13 protein-coding genes are annotated in these 17,516 nt (G+C 38.7%); 10 read left to right on the forward strand and 3 right to left on the reverse strand.

Annotated elements, in window-relative coordinates; translation table 11 throughout:
- The first annotated feature begins 105 nt into the window (after positions 1-105).
- From hrcA to A5875_RS03645, 5 genes are all read left to right on the forward strand, one after another.
- A complete protein-coding gene (gene hrcA, locus A5875_RS03625) occupies positions 106-1,146 on the forward strand; it encodes a heat-inducible transcriptional repressor HrcA (protein ID WP_088932344.1) in 1,041 nt (346 codons plus the stop codon).
- A 34-nt stretch (positions 1,147-1,180) separates the two neighbouring features.
- Positions 1,181-1,738, forward strand: coding sequence for a nucleotide exchange factor GrpE (gene grpE, locus A5875_RS03630; RefSeq protein WP_088932345.1), 558 nt, complete (start codon positions 1,181-1,183; stop codon positions 1,736-1,738).
- 50 nt (positions 1,739-1,788) lie between these two features.
- Positions 1,789-3,618 (forward strand): molecular chaperone DnaK, encoded by a 1,830-nt coding sequence (gene dnaK / locus A5875_RS03635; protein ID WP_088932346.1) that lies wholly within the window; start codon positions 1,789-1,791, stop codon positions 3,616-3,618.
- A gap of 150 nt (positions 3,619-3,768) precedes the next feature.
- Entirely contained in the window at positions 3,769-4,929 is a 1,161-nt protein-coding gene (gene dnaJ, locus A5875_RS03640) for a molecular chaperone DnaJ (protein ID WP_088932347.1), read from the forward strand.
- Positions 4,930-5,018: 89 nt separating this feature from the next.
- On the forward strand, positions 5,019-6,002 hold the full coding sequence (locus A5875_RS03645) for a plasmid pRiA4b ORF-3 family protein (protein ID WP_088932348.1): 984 nt from the start codon (positions 5,019-5,021) through the stop codon (positions 6,000-6,002).
- 70 nt (positions 6,003-6,072) lie between these two features.
- Here A5875_RS03645 and A5875_RS03650 read toward each other — a convergent pair whose 3' ends face one another.
- The 3 genes from A5875_RS03650 to A5875_RS03660 form a co-directional block, all read right to left on the reverse strand.
- Positions 6,073-6,807: a hypothetical protein gene (locus tag A5875_RS03650; protein ID WP_088932349.1), complete on the reverse strand. Its 735-nt coding sequence runs from the start codon at positions 6,805-6,807 to the stop codon at positions 6,073-6,075.
- 359 nt (positions 6,808-7,166) lie between these two features.
- Entirely contained in the window at positions 7,167-9,761 is a 2,595-nt protein-coding gene (gene mprF / locus A5875_RS03655; RefSeq protein ID WP_176244612.1) for a bifunctional lysylphosphatidylglycerol flippase/synthetase MprF, read from the reverse strand.
- Positions 9,751-10,473: an alpha/beta fold hydrolase gene (locus tag A5875_RS03660; RefSeq protein ID WP_088932351.1), complete on the reverse strand. Its 723-nt coding sequence runs from the start codon at positions 10,471-10,473 to the stop codon at positions 9,751-9,753. Before A5875_RS03660 ends, mprF begins: the two co-directional genes overlap by 11 nt.
- A gap of 184 nt (positions 10,474-10,657) precedes the next feature.
- Between A5875_RS03660 and A5875_RS03665 the strand changes: the two genes are divergently transcribed.
- The 5 genes from A5875_RS03665 (at position 10,658) to A5875_RS03685 (ending at position 17,282) form a co-directional block, all read left to right on the forward strand.
- The gene (locus tag A5875_RS03665; RefSeq protein ID WP_088932352.1) at positions 10,658-11,293 is read left to right on the forward strand and encodes a lysozyme family protein; all 636 of its coding nucleotides are present in this window, start codon (positions 10,658-10,660) and stop codon (positions 11,291-11,293) included.
- A gap of 149 nt (positions 11,294-11,442) precedes the next feature.
- Positions 11,443-13,263 carry a DNA primase gene (dnaG, locus tag A5875_RS03670; protein WP_088932353.1) on the forward strand — a complete coding sequence of 607 codons (1,821 nt, stop codon included), beginning with the start codon at positions 11,443-11,445 and terminating at the stop codon, positions 13,261-13,263.
- Between the two features lie 22 nt (positions 13,264-13,285).
- Positions 13,286-14,395, forward strand: coding sequence for an RNA polymerase sigma factor RpoD (rpoD, locus tag A5875_RS03675; protein WP_088932354.1), 1,110 nt, complete (start codon positions 13,286-13,288; stop codon positions 14,393-14,395).
- 266 nt (positions 14,396-14,661) lie between these two features.
- Entirely contained in the window at positions 14,662-16,344 is a 1,683-nt protein-coding gene (locus tag A5875_RS03680; RefSeq protein ID WP_088932355.1) for a cell division site-positioning protein MapZ family protein, read from the forward strand.
- A gap of 80 nt (positions 16,345-16,424) precedes the next feature.
- Positions 16,425-17,282: a CvfB family protein gene (locus tag A5875_RS03685; RefSeq protein WP_088932356.1), complete on the forward strand. Its 858-nt coding sequence runs from the start codon at positions 16,425-16,427 to the stop codon at positions 17,280-17,282.
- Positions 17,283-17,516 lie beyond the last annotated feature (234 nt).

A 17,516-nucleotide genomic window follows, 5' to 3' on the forward strand; every position in this document is an offset into this window, starting at 1 on the left:
GTGCTAATTTTTTATATTTTTTCCTTGACTTATAAAACAGATGTGGTATATTAATAATCGAGTTAGCACTTAAAAAGAAAGAGTGCTAACTAAAGGATGAGAAGAATGTTAACGGAAAGAGAAAAACTGATTCTCAGCTTAATCATCCAAGACTTTACCAATACGGGACAGCCGGTTGGGTCGAAAAGTTTGATGGAAGAAGGCGTAAAAGCAAGTTCCGCGACTATTCGCAATGACATGAAAGCCTTAGAAGAATTGGGTCTGTTAGAAAAAACTCATTCTTCGTCCGGGAGAATACCTTCCGCTTTAGGTTATCGTTATTATGTGGATCATTTATTGACGCCAGCAAAGGTGAGTAATCAAGAAGTAGATCAGATTCGCAGATCGCTAAAAAATGATATTCATGAAATTGATGACATCATTCAGCAATCTGCAAAAATACTTTCACAAGTTACCAGCTACACGGCGTTTTCACTAGGTCCTGAAATGAAAGATCGGACATTAACCGGCTTTCGGATCGTTCCGTTGAATGACCGGCAGATTTTGGCGATTATCGTTACGGACAAAGGGAATGTTGAAAGCCAAGTTTTTCGCATACCTGAAAATGTCGACAGTCAAGATTTGGAAAAAATGGTTCGTATCATCAATGACCGTTTGGTAGGGCAGCCTTTAGTGAGTGTCTATCAAAAATTAAGAACCGAGATCCCTATGATCTTACATCGCTATTTCCAAACCACCGAAGGAATCAGTCATTTATTTGACATTATTTTAAATGACGCCTTTGAGGATAAAGTGTTTGTAAGCGGCCGAATGAATATTTTGAATTTCAATCCTGATCAAGATTTTAACCATGTTAAGTCCATGTATTCATTGATGCAAAATTCCGACGAATTAACGCAATTATTGTTGCCATCTGATAACAATATTCACGTTCGGATCGGAACAGAGATGGGGAATGATTTGTTTGATCAATTAAGTATGATTCAAGCAAATTATGAGATTCGCGGGCATGGTCGAGGAACGATTGCACTATTGGGTCCAACAGCAATGCCGTATTCAAAAATCTTTGGTTTATTGGAAGTTTTCCGATACGAGTTGACAAATGCATTAGACGATTATTATCGTTCTTTAGATTTATATCACTAAGAAATGATTCCTAAAAAGAAAGGAAGTATGCGTAGTGGCAAAAGAAAAGAAACAAGAAGTTGACGAGGAAATTGAAGAAGTCAAAAAATCTGAAAATGACTCGTTTGAAAAAGAAGCGGAAGACATTGACATTCCAGAAATTTCTGAGGTTGAAGAATTAACCAATAAGTTTAATGAAATGGAAGATAAATTCTTGCGAGCTCGTGCTGAGATCGCGAATATGTCTAACCGTAACAAAAATGAACGCGAACAATTAGTTCGTTATCGCTCACAAGATCTTGGTAAGAAACTATTGCCGGCGATCGACAATTTAGAAAGAGCCTTAGCAACAGAGGTTACTGATGATCACGGTACCAGCCTGAAAAAAGGTGTAGAAATGGTCCTTGAGAGCTTAACAGTTGCATTAAAAGAAGAAGGCATTACAGAGATCGAAGCTGAAGGTAAAATTTTTGATCCGAATCTGCATCAAGCAGTGCAAACTGTCCCTGCAGAGGGCGATACAAAACCTGAAACGATCGTCAATGTCTTGCAAAAAGGGTATCAGCTGCATGATCGCGTGTTGCGTCCAGCAATGGTGATCGTAGCTCAATAAATATATAAACTACTAAATTAAACATATAATGGAAAAGGAGATTTTCAACTATGAGTAAAATTATCGGTATTGACTTAGGTACAACAAACTCAGCAGTCGCTGTCTTAGAAGGCGGAGAAGCTAAAATCATTACTAATCCGGAAGGAAATCGTACAACACCATCCGTTGTTTCATTCAAAAATGGCGAGATCCAAGTTGGTGAAGTAGCAAAACGTCAAGCAGTAACAAATCCACATACGATTTCATCTATTAAACGTCACATGGGTGAAGCTGGATATAAAGTAGAAGCAGACGGAAAATCTTACACACCGCAAGAAATTTCAGCGATGGTATTACAATACATCAAAGGATTTGCGGAAGATTACCTAGGTGAAAAAGTTGAAAAAGCAGTTATTACTGTTCCTGCATACTTCAACGATTCACAACGTCAAGCAACCAAAGATGCTGGTAAAATCGCTGGTTTGGAAGTTGAACGTATCGTTAACGAACCAACAGCAGCAGCATTAGCATACGGTTTAGATAAAACAGATAAAGATGAAAAAATCTTAGTATTTGACCTTGGTGGTGGTACTTTCGACGTTTCAATCCTTGAATTAGGTGACGGAGTGTTTGACGTATTATCCACTGCAGGGGATAACAGCCTAGGCGGAGATGACTTTGATAACAAAATTATTGATTACTTAGTTGCTGACTTTAAACAAGCCAACGGCATTGATCTTTCAAAAGATAAGATGGCTATGCAACGTTTGAAAGACGCTGCTGAAAAAGCGAAGAAAGATTTATCTGGTGTTAGCTCGACTCAAATCAGCTTACCATTTATTACAGCTGGCGATGCTGGTCCATTGCACTTAGAAACAACACTTTCTCGTGCGAAATTTGACGAAATCACTGCTGATTTAGTTGAACGTACAAAAGCTCCAGTTCGTCAAGCATTGAAGGATGCTGGCTTGTCTCAATCTGAAATCGACGAAGTTATTTTAGTCGGTGGTTCTACACGTATTCCAGCAGTAGTTGAAGCAGTACGTAAAGAAACAGGTAAAGAACCAAATAAATCAGTTAACCCGGATGAAGTAGTAGCAATGGGTGCTGCGATCCAAGGTGGAGTTATCACTGGTGATGTTAAAGACGTTGTATTATTAGATGTAACACCATTGTCATTAGGTATCGAAACAATGGGCGGCGTATTCACGAAATTGATTGACCGCAATACAACGATTCCAACAAGCAAATCACAAGTATTCTCAACAGCTGCTGACAATCAACCTGCTGTAGATATTCATGTTTTACAAGGTGAACGTCCAATGGCTGCGGATAATAAAACATTAGGCCGTTTCCAATTAACGGATATTCCAGCTGCACCTCGCGGAATTCCTCAAATCGAAGTTTCATTCGATATTGATAAAAACGGTATCGTAAACGTTTCTGCGAAAGATTTGGGAACACAAAAAGAACAAAAAATCACGATCAAATCTTCTTCTGGCTTGTCAGATGACGAAATCGAACGTATGGTGAAAGACGCTGAAGCAAATGCGGATGCCGACAAAGCTCGTAAAGAAGAAGTAGATTTACGTAATGATGTTGATGCTCTGCTATTCTCTGTTGATAAAACATTGAAAGAATTAGAAGGTAAAGTGGACGCTGACGAAGTGAAGAAAGCTGAAGACGCTCGCGATGAACTAAAAGCGGCGGTTGAAGCTAATGATATTGAACAAATGAAAGAAAAACGCGATGCGTTGAATGAAATTGTACAAAACTTAACGGTTAAACTTTACGAACAAGCAGCACAACAACAAGCAGAGGCTGATCCAAACGCAGCTCAAGGCGGCGCGGATGATGTCGTGGATGCTGATTTTGAAGAAGTTAACGATGACGACAAATAATTGATTCGTTGATAAAAGGCCAAAGTCATCGCTTTGGCCTTTTTTCTTTCAAGATTGGCCATTCCTGTAGAAAAAATCTAAGAAAAGTATCGTATCGAATTTGATTGTGATACAATACTAACGATTCTATGAAATTATGGAGGGAAGCCAATGGCTACAAAACGGGATTATTACGAAGTCCTTGGGGTGCAAAAAGGTGCTTCGGATGATGAAATAAAAAAAGCATACCGCAAGCTTTCCAAGCAGTACCATCCGGATATTAATAAAGAAACTGATGCTGAAGAGAAGTTCAAAGAAATTTCTGAGGCGTATGAAATTTTAAGTGATCCACAAAAACGAGCTGCTTATGATCAATATGGGCATGCTGGTACTGATCCGAATTTCGGTGCTGGAGGCGCTGGCGGTTTCGGTGGGGCTGGTGGCTTTGGCGGAGCAGGCGGATTTGGATTTGAAGATATCTTTGAATCGTTCTTTGGTGGTGGCGGTTCGCGACAAGCGGATCCTAAAGCTCCTAGACAAGGTTCGGATTTACAATATTCGATCAACTTGGAATTTGAAGAAGCTATTTTTGGTGTGGAAAAAGATATTAAGTATAATCGTGAAGAAACTTGTCATACTTGTAACGGAAATGGCGCAAAACCTGGAACACAACCAGAAGTTTGTCATAAGTGTCACGGTTCAGGCTCAATTAACGTAGAACATCAAACACCGCTTGGCCGTGTGATGAGTCGCCAAACGTGTGATGTTTGTCACGGAACAGGGAAAGAAATCAAAGATCCATGTCCAACTTGTCATGGCTCTGGTCATGAAAAACGTCCTCATACAGTTAAGGTGAAGGTACCTGCTGGTGTAGAAGATGGCCAACAAATGCGTTTAGCAGATCAAGGTGAAGCTGGAATCAACGGTGGACCTTATGGTGATCTTTATGTGGTCTTCAAGGTGAAACAAAGCGATATCTTTGACCGTGATGGTGCGGAAATTTATTACACGTTGCCTTTGAGCTTTGTACAAGCCGCTTTAGGTGATGAGATAAATGTGCCAACTGTTCATGGCGATGTGAAGCTAAAAGTGCCTGCCGGAACACAAACAGGAGCGAAATTCAGACTCCGCGGCAAAGGTGCACCAAGACTTCGCGGTAACACGAATGGAGATCAACAAGTTACGGTAAAAATCATTACGCCTAAAAACTTGAATGATAAGCAGCGTGAGGCTTTACGTGCGTTTGCGGAAGCTGGCGGTCAAACTGTTAGCGAACAAAAAGAAGAGGGTTTCTTTGGTAAAGTAAAGGATGCCTTTGGCGGAAAGAAATAAACTTAGAGGTTCAGTCGATTCAGTATTGATTGAACCTCTTTTTTCTTTTACTATTAGTAAGAAGAGAATAAGTGTTGAAGGAGGTTCGTATGGATAAGCTTGACAAATTGTTGGATCGAATGACAAGAGATATGACGTATTATTTTATCGCTGGAGGACTTGCAGAACCGGATGGACTTATTCGCACAGTGGAATTCTTTTTGAGTTTTATTGATAAAGGAAAGCTTAGTGATAAACTGTTGGATGAAGAGATTGTCGAAGATGCCTTGATTCATCATATGCCAAAACATATGCCGCTATTTATCGACGAAAGCTTTTATGCCTATCAAATTTTATTAGATTTATATAGCGCACTGTTTCATGAAAAAATTATTACTGAAGAAGAATGCAAAAACATGCAGTATTTTCTTTATCTCAACAAGACTGCTTTTTTGACTCGGATGAGCAATCCCAATTATTGGTCGAAAACTAAATTAGCGATTATGGATGAGTGGCGTGAAGGAAATTTCGAAGTCGAAGATCCGTATAATATTGAACATTACGATCTTGAAGAGCCGCCAAAGAAAAATCTTCCAGATAATATTTTAAAATTTCCTAGACAGTATCAAGATGAAAATAAAGTAACGAGTTATTTTGTTCGAGTAGACTTGAAGGGATTTAAACCGCCAATTTGGCGAAGACTTCTGATTCCCGCTGGTATCTCTTACGAACGTTTGCATCGGATTTTGCAAGCTGCTTTTGATTGGGAGGATAGCCATCTCCACAGCTTCTTTGTGGATCGCACGAAAATGATTGGGCCGAATGATTTAGAGATGCCGCAATTTGATGAGAAAAAGCGACTGATTGATGAGGACTTTCAAGAAGGTGCAAAAATCGAATACATCTACGATTTTGGTTGTGATTGGACACATCAGATCGTTGTTGAAAAAGCAGTCTTAGATGATCCGATACAACCTGAATCTGCTGTTTGTGTGAAAGGAAAAGGTGATACACCGCTCGAGGATTCTCGTGGTGAAGAAATATGGCAACCATTTGACATAGCTGAAATAAATATGAAATTGGATTATGAATGAATCGTGATTGATTAACCTTAATACGTTTTATCTGAGAGTCTAGGATGTTCCTTCCTAGACTCTTTATTTTTTAGAAACTTGAACGGATTCCAAACAGTAAGATAGACCGAATATCAAGATACTGCGAACTCGAAAGCAGCCGCATTTGTTTAGAAAATGGCAGATTAGAAGGTAATGCATCAAGTATTTTCTTGTAGTTCAATTGGTGACCGCAGATCCGAGTTTTCTTTCTTAACTCACGGCGAGACGCGTGATCTTGCGAAAGCCCTAATTTGAGCAGAAAAGTTTGTACGGAATTCACTTCTTCAACAGAAGCGTCATTGCCAATATTCGTGTCGATTAGAATCCCGTCTGGTTTTGAAACTACTGATTGTAAATATCTCGCCTCACTATTAAATAAGCAAGCTTGTTTTTGTTTTGGAAGCGTAAGTTGGCCTAGCAAAGTGGTGGGTATCTGAATTAATGAAAGACCGCCGCAGTAAGTTGATGAGACATATCCGCTTAATTGGCAAACTGCTTCATTTCCTAAACCAATAATTCCGTCTGCTTGAGTGATCTTTTGATTAGTTATGAAATCGTAGACTAGACTTGCGGTAGTTGTTGTATAGTGAACTTCGTTTAAAATCAAAGTATGCACTTCAAAATCAAAAATTGTCAGGTATTGGAGGATTAGTGTTCCATAAAGGTCGAAAGCCTCATTATCACTGATTAAGACAATTTTTTTCTTTGACCAAAGTGAAGCTGCGTAACTGCCGATTGCTGCAAGGGCGTCTGGTTTAATCATAATTTTCGGTACAGTGTTCATATTAATTCCTCCATTTTTTTATTTGCTTAGAACCGCCATAGAAAAAAGCTCATCATAGATTCGAAAATCTACAATGAGCCTTCTAAAACAAAATAAAAAGCCACAATAGATTTTCATCTATGTGGCGGACAAGTCAGCGTTAAAAGCCTTAGCCATCATAGATACAAACTTAAGTGTTTGCATCCATGAATCATGAATACAAACTTATCTAAAATAGCTAAAGTAAAAATTATTCAGTTGTACAGAGATTAATTGAGTCATAATAAACGCTCCAAACTGATTAGTTTTATATTGTGGTTCATTTTAGACGGATTGTTTGGACTTGTCAATACAAAAAAGCAACTTCATAGTTGAAGTTGCTAATCTCGGAAAATAAAACGACGAAATCCGCGATATTTTTTTTCGCCTTGAACTGGTGCATTGTCGATGATAAGTAGTGCAATCATGACATACCCGATCCAACTGTCGCGAGAGTATAACACATATTCAGGGAGCCATTCATTTGCGTATTTATCTTTGTATTCCTTCAAACCACCGAAGGAATAGAAGCGTGAACCAAAATTATACACTAAGTATGCGATTCGTTCTTGAGTAAAACTTTTGCGGGAAGTACCAACATTCGCTAAAGGAGCCATACCTAAATCAAAGTACTCAATCTCCATTTCGTCTCGCATATATTGAAACAAATTGATGAATAGAAAATCCATTGTTCCGCTTGGAGCTTTTTCAGGACTATGACGCATCAAATCAATTGTTCCTATGTTGTTCGTATACGTTGGCATAAAATTCGCGAAAGCCACGATCTCTTGAGCTTGATTTTTGATCACAGCGATTGGCGCACGTTGCAGGTAATCTTCTGAGAAGAAGCCCAAAGAAAAGCCTTTTTCTTTACGACCGCTTAACCATTCATCAGAAATAGCTCGTAACTCTGACATCGTGTCAGCTGAGAAAGGTGGTTTGATGACGTCGAATTGATACCCTTCCTTTAAAACTTTGTTGAAGCTTGCTCGCTGCCCCTTCATTTTTTTGCCGCTTAATGTAAAGTCAGGCAAATGAACATGTGCGCGTTCACCAAACTTGATAAAGTCGTACCCGAACTCGTGGAGAATCATGACCATCTCTTCACTATTTTCATAGAAGACAGGCAAATAATTATAGCGGTCGACCTCATTGATCAGGGATTCTGTAGCTGCTTCGAAATCGCTTGTTTTCCCTGAAGGATCACCCATTATCAAAATCTTGTTGTTGAAGGTTGATAATTGGAAGAAGACGGTATCTTCCTTGCCATTATTATAATAAAAAACTTTCTTGTCTTTGAGAAAAACTAATTGACTATCAGGATTACCGCCATAAGACTCTAATATATGCTGAACACGCTTCTCATCGACGGCCTCGCCAATTTGAATACGTTTGTTTTTCAAGAATCGGATCATTAATAAAATGATGAAGGCTACGATCAAAATCGCAATGAAACCAACACCCCATATTCGTTCGCTAGGAAACAAAAAGAATTCCGGCAAACGATGACGATGATGAATGTTCGGACTATTATACACACCGATAATGATGTATAAAATTGTCAGACCGCCCATAATAAATCCATCGATTGTCATCCATTCTGCAGAATATACGAGTTGCTCTCTGTATAATTCATTTTTAGAAAAAACAACAAATAATAACAGCAGTGCTAAGAAAAAACCAGTTGAGACACGAAAGCCTGCCAGTAGTGAATAAAGGAAGGTCAGCGTTACAATAAGAATCGTTGGAACATAAGCTCGTTTGACTCGTGCTGAGATCCCTCTGCCAGTAACAATCAATAAAAAGCCTAATAAAATTGCCGGAAAGACAACAATCACACGTGAGTGAATCGGATTTAAACGCTGCAAGAATGGCAGGCGAATAAAGGCTTCAGGGATCGTTGCAGACAAGACTAGCATGATACCTGTAAAGTAAAGCAGAAAACCCTCGAGTTTATGGGCTAATTCCTTTAAAAGACTAACTGGAATCCCTTTATAACGTGTATTAATCGTTGTGCCAAGGTTTTTGAAAAATAAAACCAAACCGATAGCAAAAGGAATCAAGTAATAAAAAAGTCTAAATAGCAGAAGCCACGCAACAACCGTTTCTCTAGGTGTACCAAGAGCTGATAAACCGATGATCATCATCAAATCAAAGCTGCCAAGTTCACCAGGGATCATTGAGGCGATCCCGATCACTGTAGCTGCAATAAATAACGGTACAACGTCACGCAAACTAACGTTGATTCCCATTAAAAGCCCAGTAGAAATAAAACTCACTAATACACCGGTCCACTCAAGGAAAGAGGTTCCAATCAATTCTAAGCGATGAGCACTTTTTAAATCACCGAGGTATTCTCCTTTGCCAAAAAGACTTAGACAAAAAACGATTGGAAAATACAAACCGCCACCAATCAGCCAGATCCAATATTGACGCAAATATTGATTATGATCGTCAAACATTACCAAGAAAAATGAGATCAACGCATAAATAGATAAGCCGGACATAGTAAAGACTAAAATCTTGGATAACGCTTGGACGACTTTTTTACCAGAAGATTGCTTACCATAGAATTCTGAACGTAATCCCGCGCTAACAAAACCGCCAAAACCAGCGATGTTATTCAAGGTATTGACTAACCAGCTAGTTTCAAAAATATATCTCTTTTTTGGTTTTTGCTCCAGGATGTTATTTAAAGTAAAGTCGTAACCAATCATGGGGGTTACAGAAACTAATCCAATCAACGCCATCAGTAAAATATTCCAGATGCTGATCTGGCTAAAAATAGTTGACAGCTGATCGAAGGAAATTGTTTTTGCGATATTTGATAATTCGAATATGACGATAATAATAACTGAAATTAAAAAAATTGTTTTAAACTTATTTAAATGTGCTTTGAACCAATCGACTAATTTAACCACCAAATCACTCCTCATTGATTAAAAATTGTAGTACCTCTTGGTTGAAGCGTTTTGGATTTCTTCGTGCGAACATGTGACCTTGCCCCGATACGATGGCAAAGCTTGCATTCGGAATCGAACGAGCGATGTACATGGAATGTTGCGTTTTAATAGAATCATGTTTTCCCACAATAACTAAAGTGGGCGCCTGGATCTTGCTAAGATCCTCAGTTGTTAATCCAATGTCCCGAAAAAGCAAACGCAAGATCGGTAAAAAATTTCTCATCCCTGTATCGACAAAAGCACCAATCCAAACAATGGCATACTGAACATAGCTCAAAAAGTGAGGGATAGTCCGCACTCCGCTAGGTACTGTATTTCCGGCATTTAGAATCAAGTGATCGACTTTATCCGGATAAAGTCGCGCAAAAACCATTGCCAAATTGGCGCCATCGCTAAAGCCGAGAAGATCAGCATGATCGATCTTTTCCTGCAGCATGATGGCAGCAAGGTCTCCCGCCATCAATTGAAAACTTGTTTCCTTTTGTGTATTGGTCGAACGTCCATGACCACGGCTATCCACGACGTAAACGCTGAAATGTTTGCTGAAACTATTTAGCTGCTTCGAAAAGTATCTTCCGCTGCCACCATTACCGTGAAGTAAAAAGAGTGCTGGACCCTGTCCATATTTTTCATAATAAATTTCTGAACCATCACTCATCTGAGCGATTTTTTTTTCATTTTTCACAACATCACCTACCAGAGATAAGTATACCGATTTTTTTGAGTCTTGCACATTAATTTAATTGTTTAATGAAATGAAAACTTTAGAATGATTAATTAAATATAAAGCTGTCAATTTATGCTTTTAAAAGCTTAGTAGATTCTTGTAGTATGGATAAAGAAAAAAAGAAGATAGATGGGCAGATTTTATGTTGAAATTAATTGGAAGACTTTTAAAAATAATTATTACACTTGCGATCCTAGTGACCTTAGCAGTAGGCGGGATTTTTGCAGTTCGAACATATAAAAGTACAAAAACAGTAAATAGTTATCGCAATGAAGTACAAAATTTAGCGGATCAAGCTGGTGTTGGAGAACACACCGATGTTATTTTAGCCATTATGTATACTGAGTCAAAAGGAAAGGGCACAGACTTGATGCAAAGTTCTGAAAGTGCCTATGGCAGCCGTGGAAAGATTATCAGCCAACAAGAAAGCCTCGAAAGCGGCGTCAAACACTTTGCAGATAGCTACAAACAGGCTAAAGCTGAAGGGTGCGATCTTAATACTGCGATTCAGGCATATAACTTTGGGACGAAATATATTCAATACGTTCACGATCATGGCGGAAACAACAGTGTGGAACTTGCCGAAGAATATTCGCGGGATGTTTTATCACCAGGTTATGGGAACGATCAACAACATACCTACCGTTATATGCAGATGCAATCGGTGTTATACAATGGCGGTTACTTATATCAGAATGGCGGAAATATGTTTTATGCTGAAATCGTTCAAATGAACAAACGCTTCATTACATTGTTCCAAAGGTTTCAAAATAGTTAAAATAATGAGCAGAAAGCTTGTAATAATAAACAAATATGCTAAAATGATACTTGTATAAGTTTGTCAAAAAAATCGCGCTGATCGAAAGATGAATTAGGGCGATTTTTTAAAGCTGTTATCATATTTTTAGGAATTGGGGTGAAGTTTTTTTGGCGCAAAGAATTCCCCAACAAGTTATTGATGAGGTTCGTGAAAAAACAAATATCGTAGAAGTTATCGGACAATATGTTCAACTAAAAAAGTCTGGTAAAAATTATTTAGGATTATGTCCATTTCACGAAGAGAAAACTCCATCATTTTCGGTTGCTGAAGATAAGCAGATTTTTCATTGTTTTGGTTGCGGTAAGGGCGGCAATGTGTATACCTTTTTACAAGAGCTGGAAGGAATCAGTTTTCCAGAGGCAGTTAAAAAAGTTGCAGATATAGAGCAAATTCCTTTAGATATCGAGATTTCGAGTGAACCTGCTAGTCAAACGTCATCCGGACAGCAACAACTGATTGCATTGCATGAGCGAACGCGTGATCTGTATCATCATTTATTGATAAATACGAAAGCGGGCGAGGCTGCACTAGAGTATCTCCACGATCGCGGATTGAGCGATGAGCTGATTGGCGAATTCAAAATTGGCTTTGCTCCTAGTCAGAGAGATTTTCTAGTCCAAGTTGCTCAGCAAGATAAGGTGAATGCTGATTTGATGGAACGAAGTGGATTATTTATCCGTCGTGATGATGGCAGTTTTAGTGATCGCTTTTATCATCGAGTCATGTTTCCCTTAAATGATTTTCGCGGAAAACCAATCGGATTTTCTGGACGCTTATTAAAAACAAATGATTATCCTGGCGATGATCAACCAAAATATTTGAATTCGCCAGAAACAGAATTATTTAATAAACGGCAAGTTTTGTTCAATTTCGACAAAGCGCGAAATGAAATCCGTAAGCAAGGTGAAGCGATTCTTTTTGAAGGCTTCATGGACGTGCTAGCTGCTTGGCAGGCTGATATCAAGATTGGGCTAGCTTCGATGGGAACTAGTTTGACCGAACAGCAAATCGCAGCGATTGAGCGTGTAACAGGGCAGGTAGTGATTGCATATGATGGCGATGATCCAGGACAAGCAGCGACGGATCGCGCACTGACGATTTTAGATGCACATAGTCGTTTAAATCTAGCAACCGTTACTGTACCAGAAAAACTTGATCCAGATGAATATTTGCGGAAATACGGTGTGACCGAATTGCAAAATTTATTGCAGCATGGTCGCCAAACACCTTTTGCGTTTAAAATGCAGTATCGTAAAAAAGGATTGAACTTAGAGAATGAAGCGGATCGGTTAAACTATTTAGAAATCGTGATGCAGGATTTGGCAAAAGTTCAGTCACCTGTTGAGCAAGATATGTATCTAGGCCAACTAGCGAATGATTTTCATTTGACAAGAGAGAGCTTGAAGCAGCAGTTGCAGATGGTTCGACAAACGCTTCGTACTGAACGACGTCAACAGCAAGCACCAGTTTCTCAAGTGCCGATTCAGCCTGTTCAGAAAGTGTTGACCAAAGAAGAGAAAGCCGAACGAATGTTGCTGTTTCGCAGTATGAATGAAAGCTCAATACGTGAACAGTTAGTTCAAACGGATTTTCAATTTATTCATGATCAGTATCAAGAATTGCTTCTTTACCTAGATAGTTATATGATGGTTCATGGAAATTTTGTTTTAGCGGACTTCCTGAACTATTTAAAAGAGAATGAGATGAAGCAGTTAGCCATCGACATCTCTATGATATCCATGTCAGAAGATAGTAATGAACGAGAAATCTATGATCTGATGCGGGTAATTTCCCAATCGGGCATTGCTGAAGAAATAAAACAACGACAAAAAGAGCAGCTTGAGGCCAGAAAAAGCGGAAACCAGCAGCGAGAATTAGAATTGACTGTTCAGATTATCGAATTGACGAAACGCTTGAAACAAGCCTAGAAGTGAAAGGGGCATTTATTTTATGGCAGATGTAAAAAACAAAAAAGAGTATGAAAAAGCTGTAGCGGCCTTCATCAAGGAAAAGAAACCACTGGGACAAGTGGTTTATGATGAGCTAACGAATCGTTTAGCGACTCCTTATGAATTAGGTGCAGAAGCAATGGATGTGTTGATCCAAAAAGTTGAAGACGCTGGTGTCAGTGTTGTCGATGAAAACGGAGATCCCTCTAAAGCTAGTTTGAAACAAAATGAAGAAACTGCGAAAGCCGCACAAAAAGAAGATTTATCGGCCCCAACTGGTGTCAAGATCAATGACCCAGTTCGTATGTATTTAAAAGAAATCGGACGCGTTTCATTACTGACCGCTGAAGAAGAAGTTGAACTCGCCCTGTTGATCGAACAAGGTGATCAAGAAGCCAAACAACGTCTAGCTGAAGCAAACTTACGTCTAGTTGTAAGTATTGCAAAACGCTATGTTGGACGTGGTATGCAATTTTTAGACTTAATCCAAGAAGGAAATATGGGATTAATGAAGGCTGTTGAAAAATTTGATTACCGAAAAGGGTTCAAATTCTCAACTTATGCCACTTGGTGGATACGTCAAGCAATTACCCGTGCAATCGCTGACCAAGCACGCACGATTCGTATTCCAGTTCATATGGTGGAAACCATCAATAAATTAATTCGTGTACAACGTCAATTATTGCAAGATTTAGGACGCGAACCAACACCAGAAGAAATCGGTGCTGAAATGGACTTGCCTACAGAAAAAGTTCGTGAGATTTTGAAAATCGCTCAAGAACCTGTTTCTTTGGAGACTCCGATTGGTGAAGAAGATGACTCGCATTTAGGTGATTTCATCGAAGACCAAGAAGCAACTAGCCCTGCTGAGCACGCTGCATCAGAAATGCTGAAAGAACAATTAGAAGACGTGTTAGACACATTGACTGATCGTGAAGAAAACGTGTTACGTTTACGTTTCGGTTTAGATGATGGCAGAACCCGTACTTTGGAAGAAGTCGGACGTGTCTTTGGGGTTACCCGTGAACGGATTCGTCAGATTGAAGCGAAGGCATTGCGTAAATTACGCCATCCGTCACGTTCAAAACAATTGAAAGACTTTCTAGAATAGATTTTTACTCTCCTCGGGATGATTCTCGAGGAGTTTTTTTATTTATCGATTTAATAGAAGAATAGTGCGTGATAAAATTGCGAACAAGTTGCATAATAAAAATTGATATATTAGCAATCAAAAAAATAAAACTCTAATAGAAATAATACCCCTCAAAAGTCAAATGGATTTTATTATTTTTGGTTAATTCACTCGAAAATTGCTTGGAACATCCCTAAACATATGATAGATTAAAGCATATGATTGAAAAAAAGGAGCCGATTTCATTGCAAAAATGCCCTAACTGTGGTTTTGAACCCATCGAAGGATGCACGACTTGTCCGAAGTGTGGCTTTTCATTACAGTTGAACGATCGAGAACATATTGAAGATAATAATGATAAAAATGACACGATAGAATGGTCAGAGCTAGCTGACATGCCTATTGAATCTGTGCAAAAAATGTTTAAGGATAACGAGGATAAGATGAAAGAAGAAAATTCAAAAGAAACAAATGAAGAAACTCCTGAAATGAATCCGATTTTGGCAGAATATATTCGTGAGCACAAAGATGATCAGGACAAAACAGAAAAGAATGAATCTGAGAATGCAAATGAAGCGGACTCTGTTGACAATGATGAAATAGAACAGGATTCAACTTTAGAAGCCGAGGGTCAAAGTTCTGACGAATCTGTAAAAAGTTCAGAGGCTGAATCTGACGAGCTCTCAGATGAAAAAGCTTCTGAAGTAGGTGGAACATCCGAGTTTGATCCAATCCCTTTCGTTGAAGAAGAAGTTTCATCAGAAACTCCCGAGGTAGAATCAATCGACTCTGAAAACACAGCGGAAAAAAATGAGGATTCTGGGGAAGAAGATATTCCACCAGAAACCCCTGAATTTTCAGAAGAACCGCCTAAAAAGAATCGTAAAAAACTTTACATCACTTTAGCCGCAATTGCTGTTTTAGGAGTAGGCGGCGGCTATTATTATCACCACGAAAAAGAAGTGGAAGCACAGCGTATTGCGACTGTTAAAAAAGAGAACAAAGAACTCGATTCAATTGAAGACAGTATCGCGAGCTATTATACAGATGACAAACAGATTTTTCTTGCTAGCGATAAAGTCACTCTCAACACTAGTAAAATCGATGAAGAATTGTCTCGATATAAAAGCAATAAACGTTACGATGATTTGAAAAAGAATTATAATGAATTGGTCGATAAGCAAAAAGCTGAGCAGTCGGTCAATCAGTTATTTACAAGTGCTGCAATTAATGGAAATAAAATTGTTGATAAACCACTATTAAAAGCTGCAGAGCCAATAGACTTATCAATCAATACAGGTGACAAAGAGTTTGATGACTTAATGAATCAGGCTATTAACAATGCGAAGGATCAATATTCGAAGTTTGAAGCTGCTAAAAAGGCTGCCGACGGTTTATTGAAAGATGGTAATGTAATCGAATCAGTTACTCGAGATCAGTATAATACAGCAAACAATGCTGTTAAAGCGGTCGCAAATCAATCGTTGGTTCAGTCGCAAAAAGATGAATTAAGCAAAGTTGATCAAACATTGAAAGAAAAAGAAAAGAAAGCCGCTGAGGAAAAAGCTGTTGCAGAAAAGGCAGCTCGTGAAAAGGAAGAACAAGAAAAAGCTGCTCAAGAGGCACAAAATAAAGCTTCATCAACTGACAGCAATAATCAAGCAGGTGACACAAGCAGCGATGCGTATGCTTGGGCTCCAGGAGTTAAGGAGAAGGTTATACAAACTTGTATTTCTCGTGGTTATATTGTAGAAGGTGGCTATAGCTTGGAACCAGTGAAAGTTGAAAATGGTGAAGGCTACTATAACTTGTACGCTACTTCAAATCGAGCATCCTTAACAAAGGGATATTCAGACTCAGACTTGCCGATGTATTTGGTAACAATCAACTGTAAAACTGGTTGGTTTAAAGGCGATGGATCAAATTAAATTAGGACGTAGAGGCTGGGGAGATACTGTCTTCCCAGCTTTAATAATGATATAAGATATTTTTATAAGGAGTAATAATTATGAATGAACTATTAGGACAAGTTTTTACCGGATTAATTATCGATGAGAATGAAAGCATGTATCTGGTACAAAAAAATGGTGTAACCTTCCACTTATTGAAGGATGAAGATGAACCTCATGAAGTCGGAGAATCGGTTGAGGGATTTGGCTACGTGAATCAAAAGAAAGAAGCTATCTTCACGACAAAAATCCCACAGATTCGAATTGGTCATTATGCTTTCGGTGAAGTAACAGATGTTCGCCGTGATTTAGGTGTATTCGTGAATATTGGTTTAGCTGACAAGGACATGGTCGTATCATTGGATGAAATGCCAAGTATGAAAGAGCTTTGGCCCAAAAAGGGTGATCGCTTAATGGTCAGTATACGAGTTGATGAAAAAGACCGGATGTGGGGTGTGTTAGCTGACGAGGCTATCTTCCATTCTCTAAGTCGTGCCGGAAATGCAGAAATGCAGAATGAAAACAAAAAAGGCACGATTTATCGATTGAAAGTTGTGGGGTCCTATCTAATTACTGAAGATTTTTATATCGGCTTTGTTCATCCATCTGAACGCTACCTAGAACCGCGATTGGGTGAGGTAGTAGAGGCGCGTGTTATCGGAGTTCGTCCAGACGGTGTTTTGAATATGTCATTAAAGCCTCGCAGTCATGAAATGATCAGTGATGATGCTGCAATGATTTTAACAATGTTGGAAAGAAATACGGACCATAAATTACCTTATTGGGATAAGTCTGCTCCTGAAGAAATCAAAGAAGCATTCGGCATCAGCAAAGGTCAATTTAAGCGTGCGATTGGTCACTTATTGAAAGAGAAGTTGATTGAACAAACTGAAGGTGAGATTCGTTTAAAAAGCTAATTGAGAATGTCCTTGCATAAATAAAGGCTGTCTCTTATACACATCTAGATGTGTATAAGAGACAGTCATTACATTGTTCCAAAGGTTTCAAAATAGTTAAAATAATGAGCAGAAAGCTTGTAATAATAAACAAATATGCTAAAATGATACATCTAGATGTGTATAAGAGACAGGGATGAGAAGAATGTTAACGGAAAGAGAAAAACTGATTCTCAGCTTAATCATCCAAGACTT

Origin of the sequence: Enterococcus sp. 3H8_DIV0648 (assembly GCF_002140655.1) — a bacterium.
GTDB lineage: Bacteria > Bacillota > Bacilli > Lactobacillales > Enterococcaceae > Enterococcus_A > Enterococcus_A hulanensis.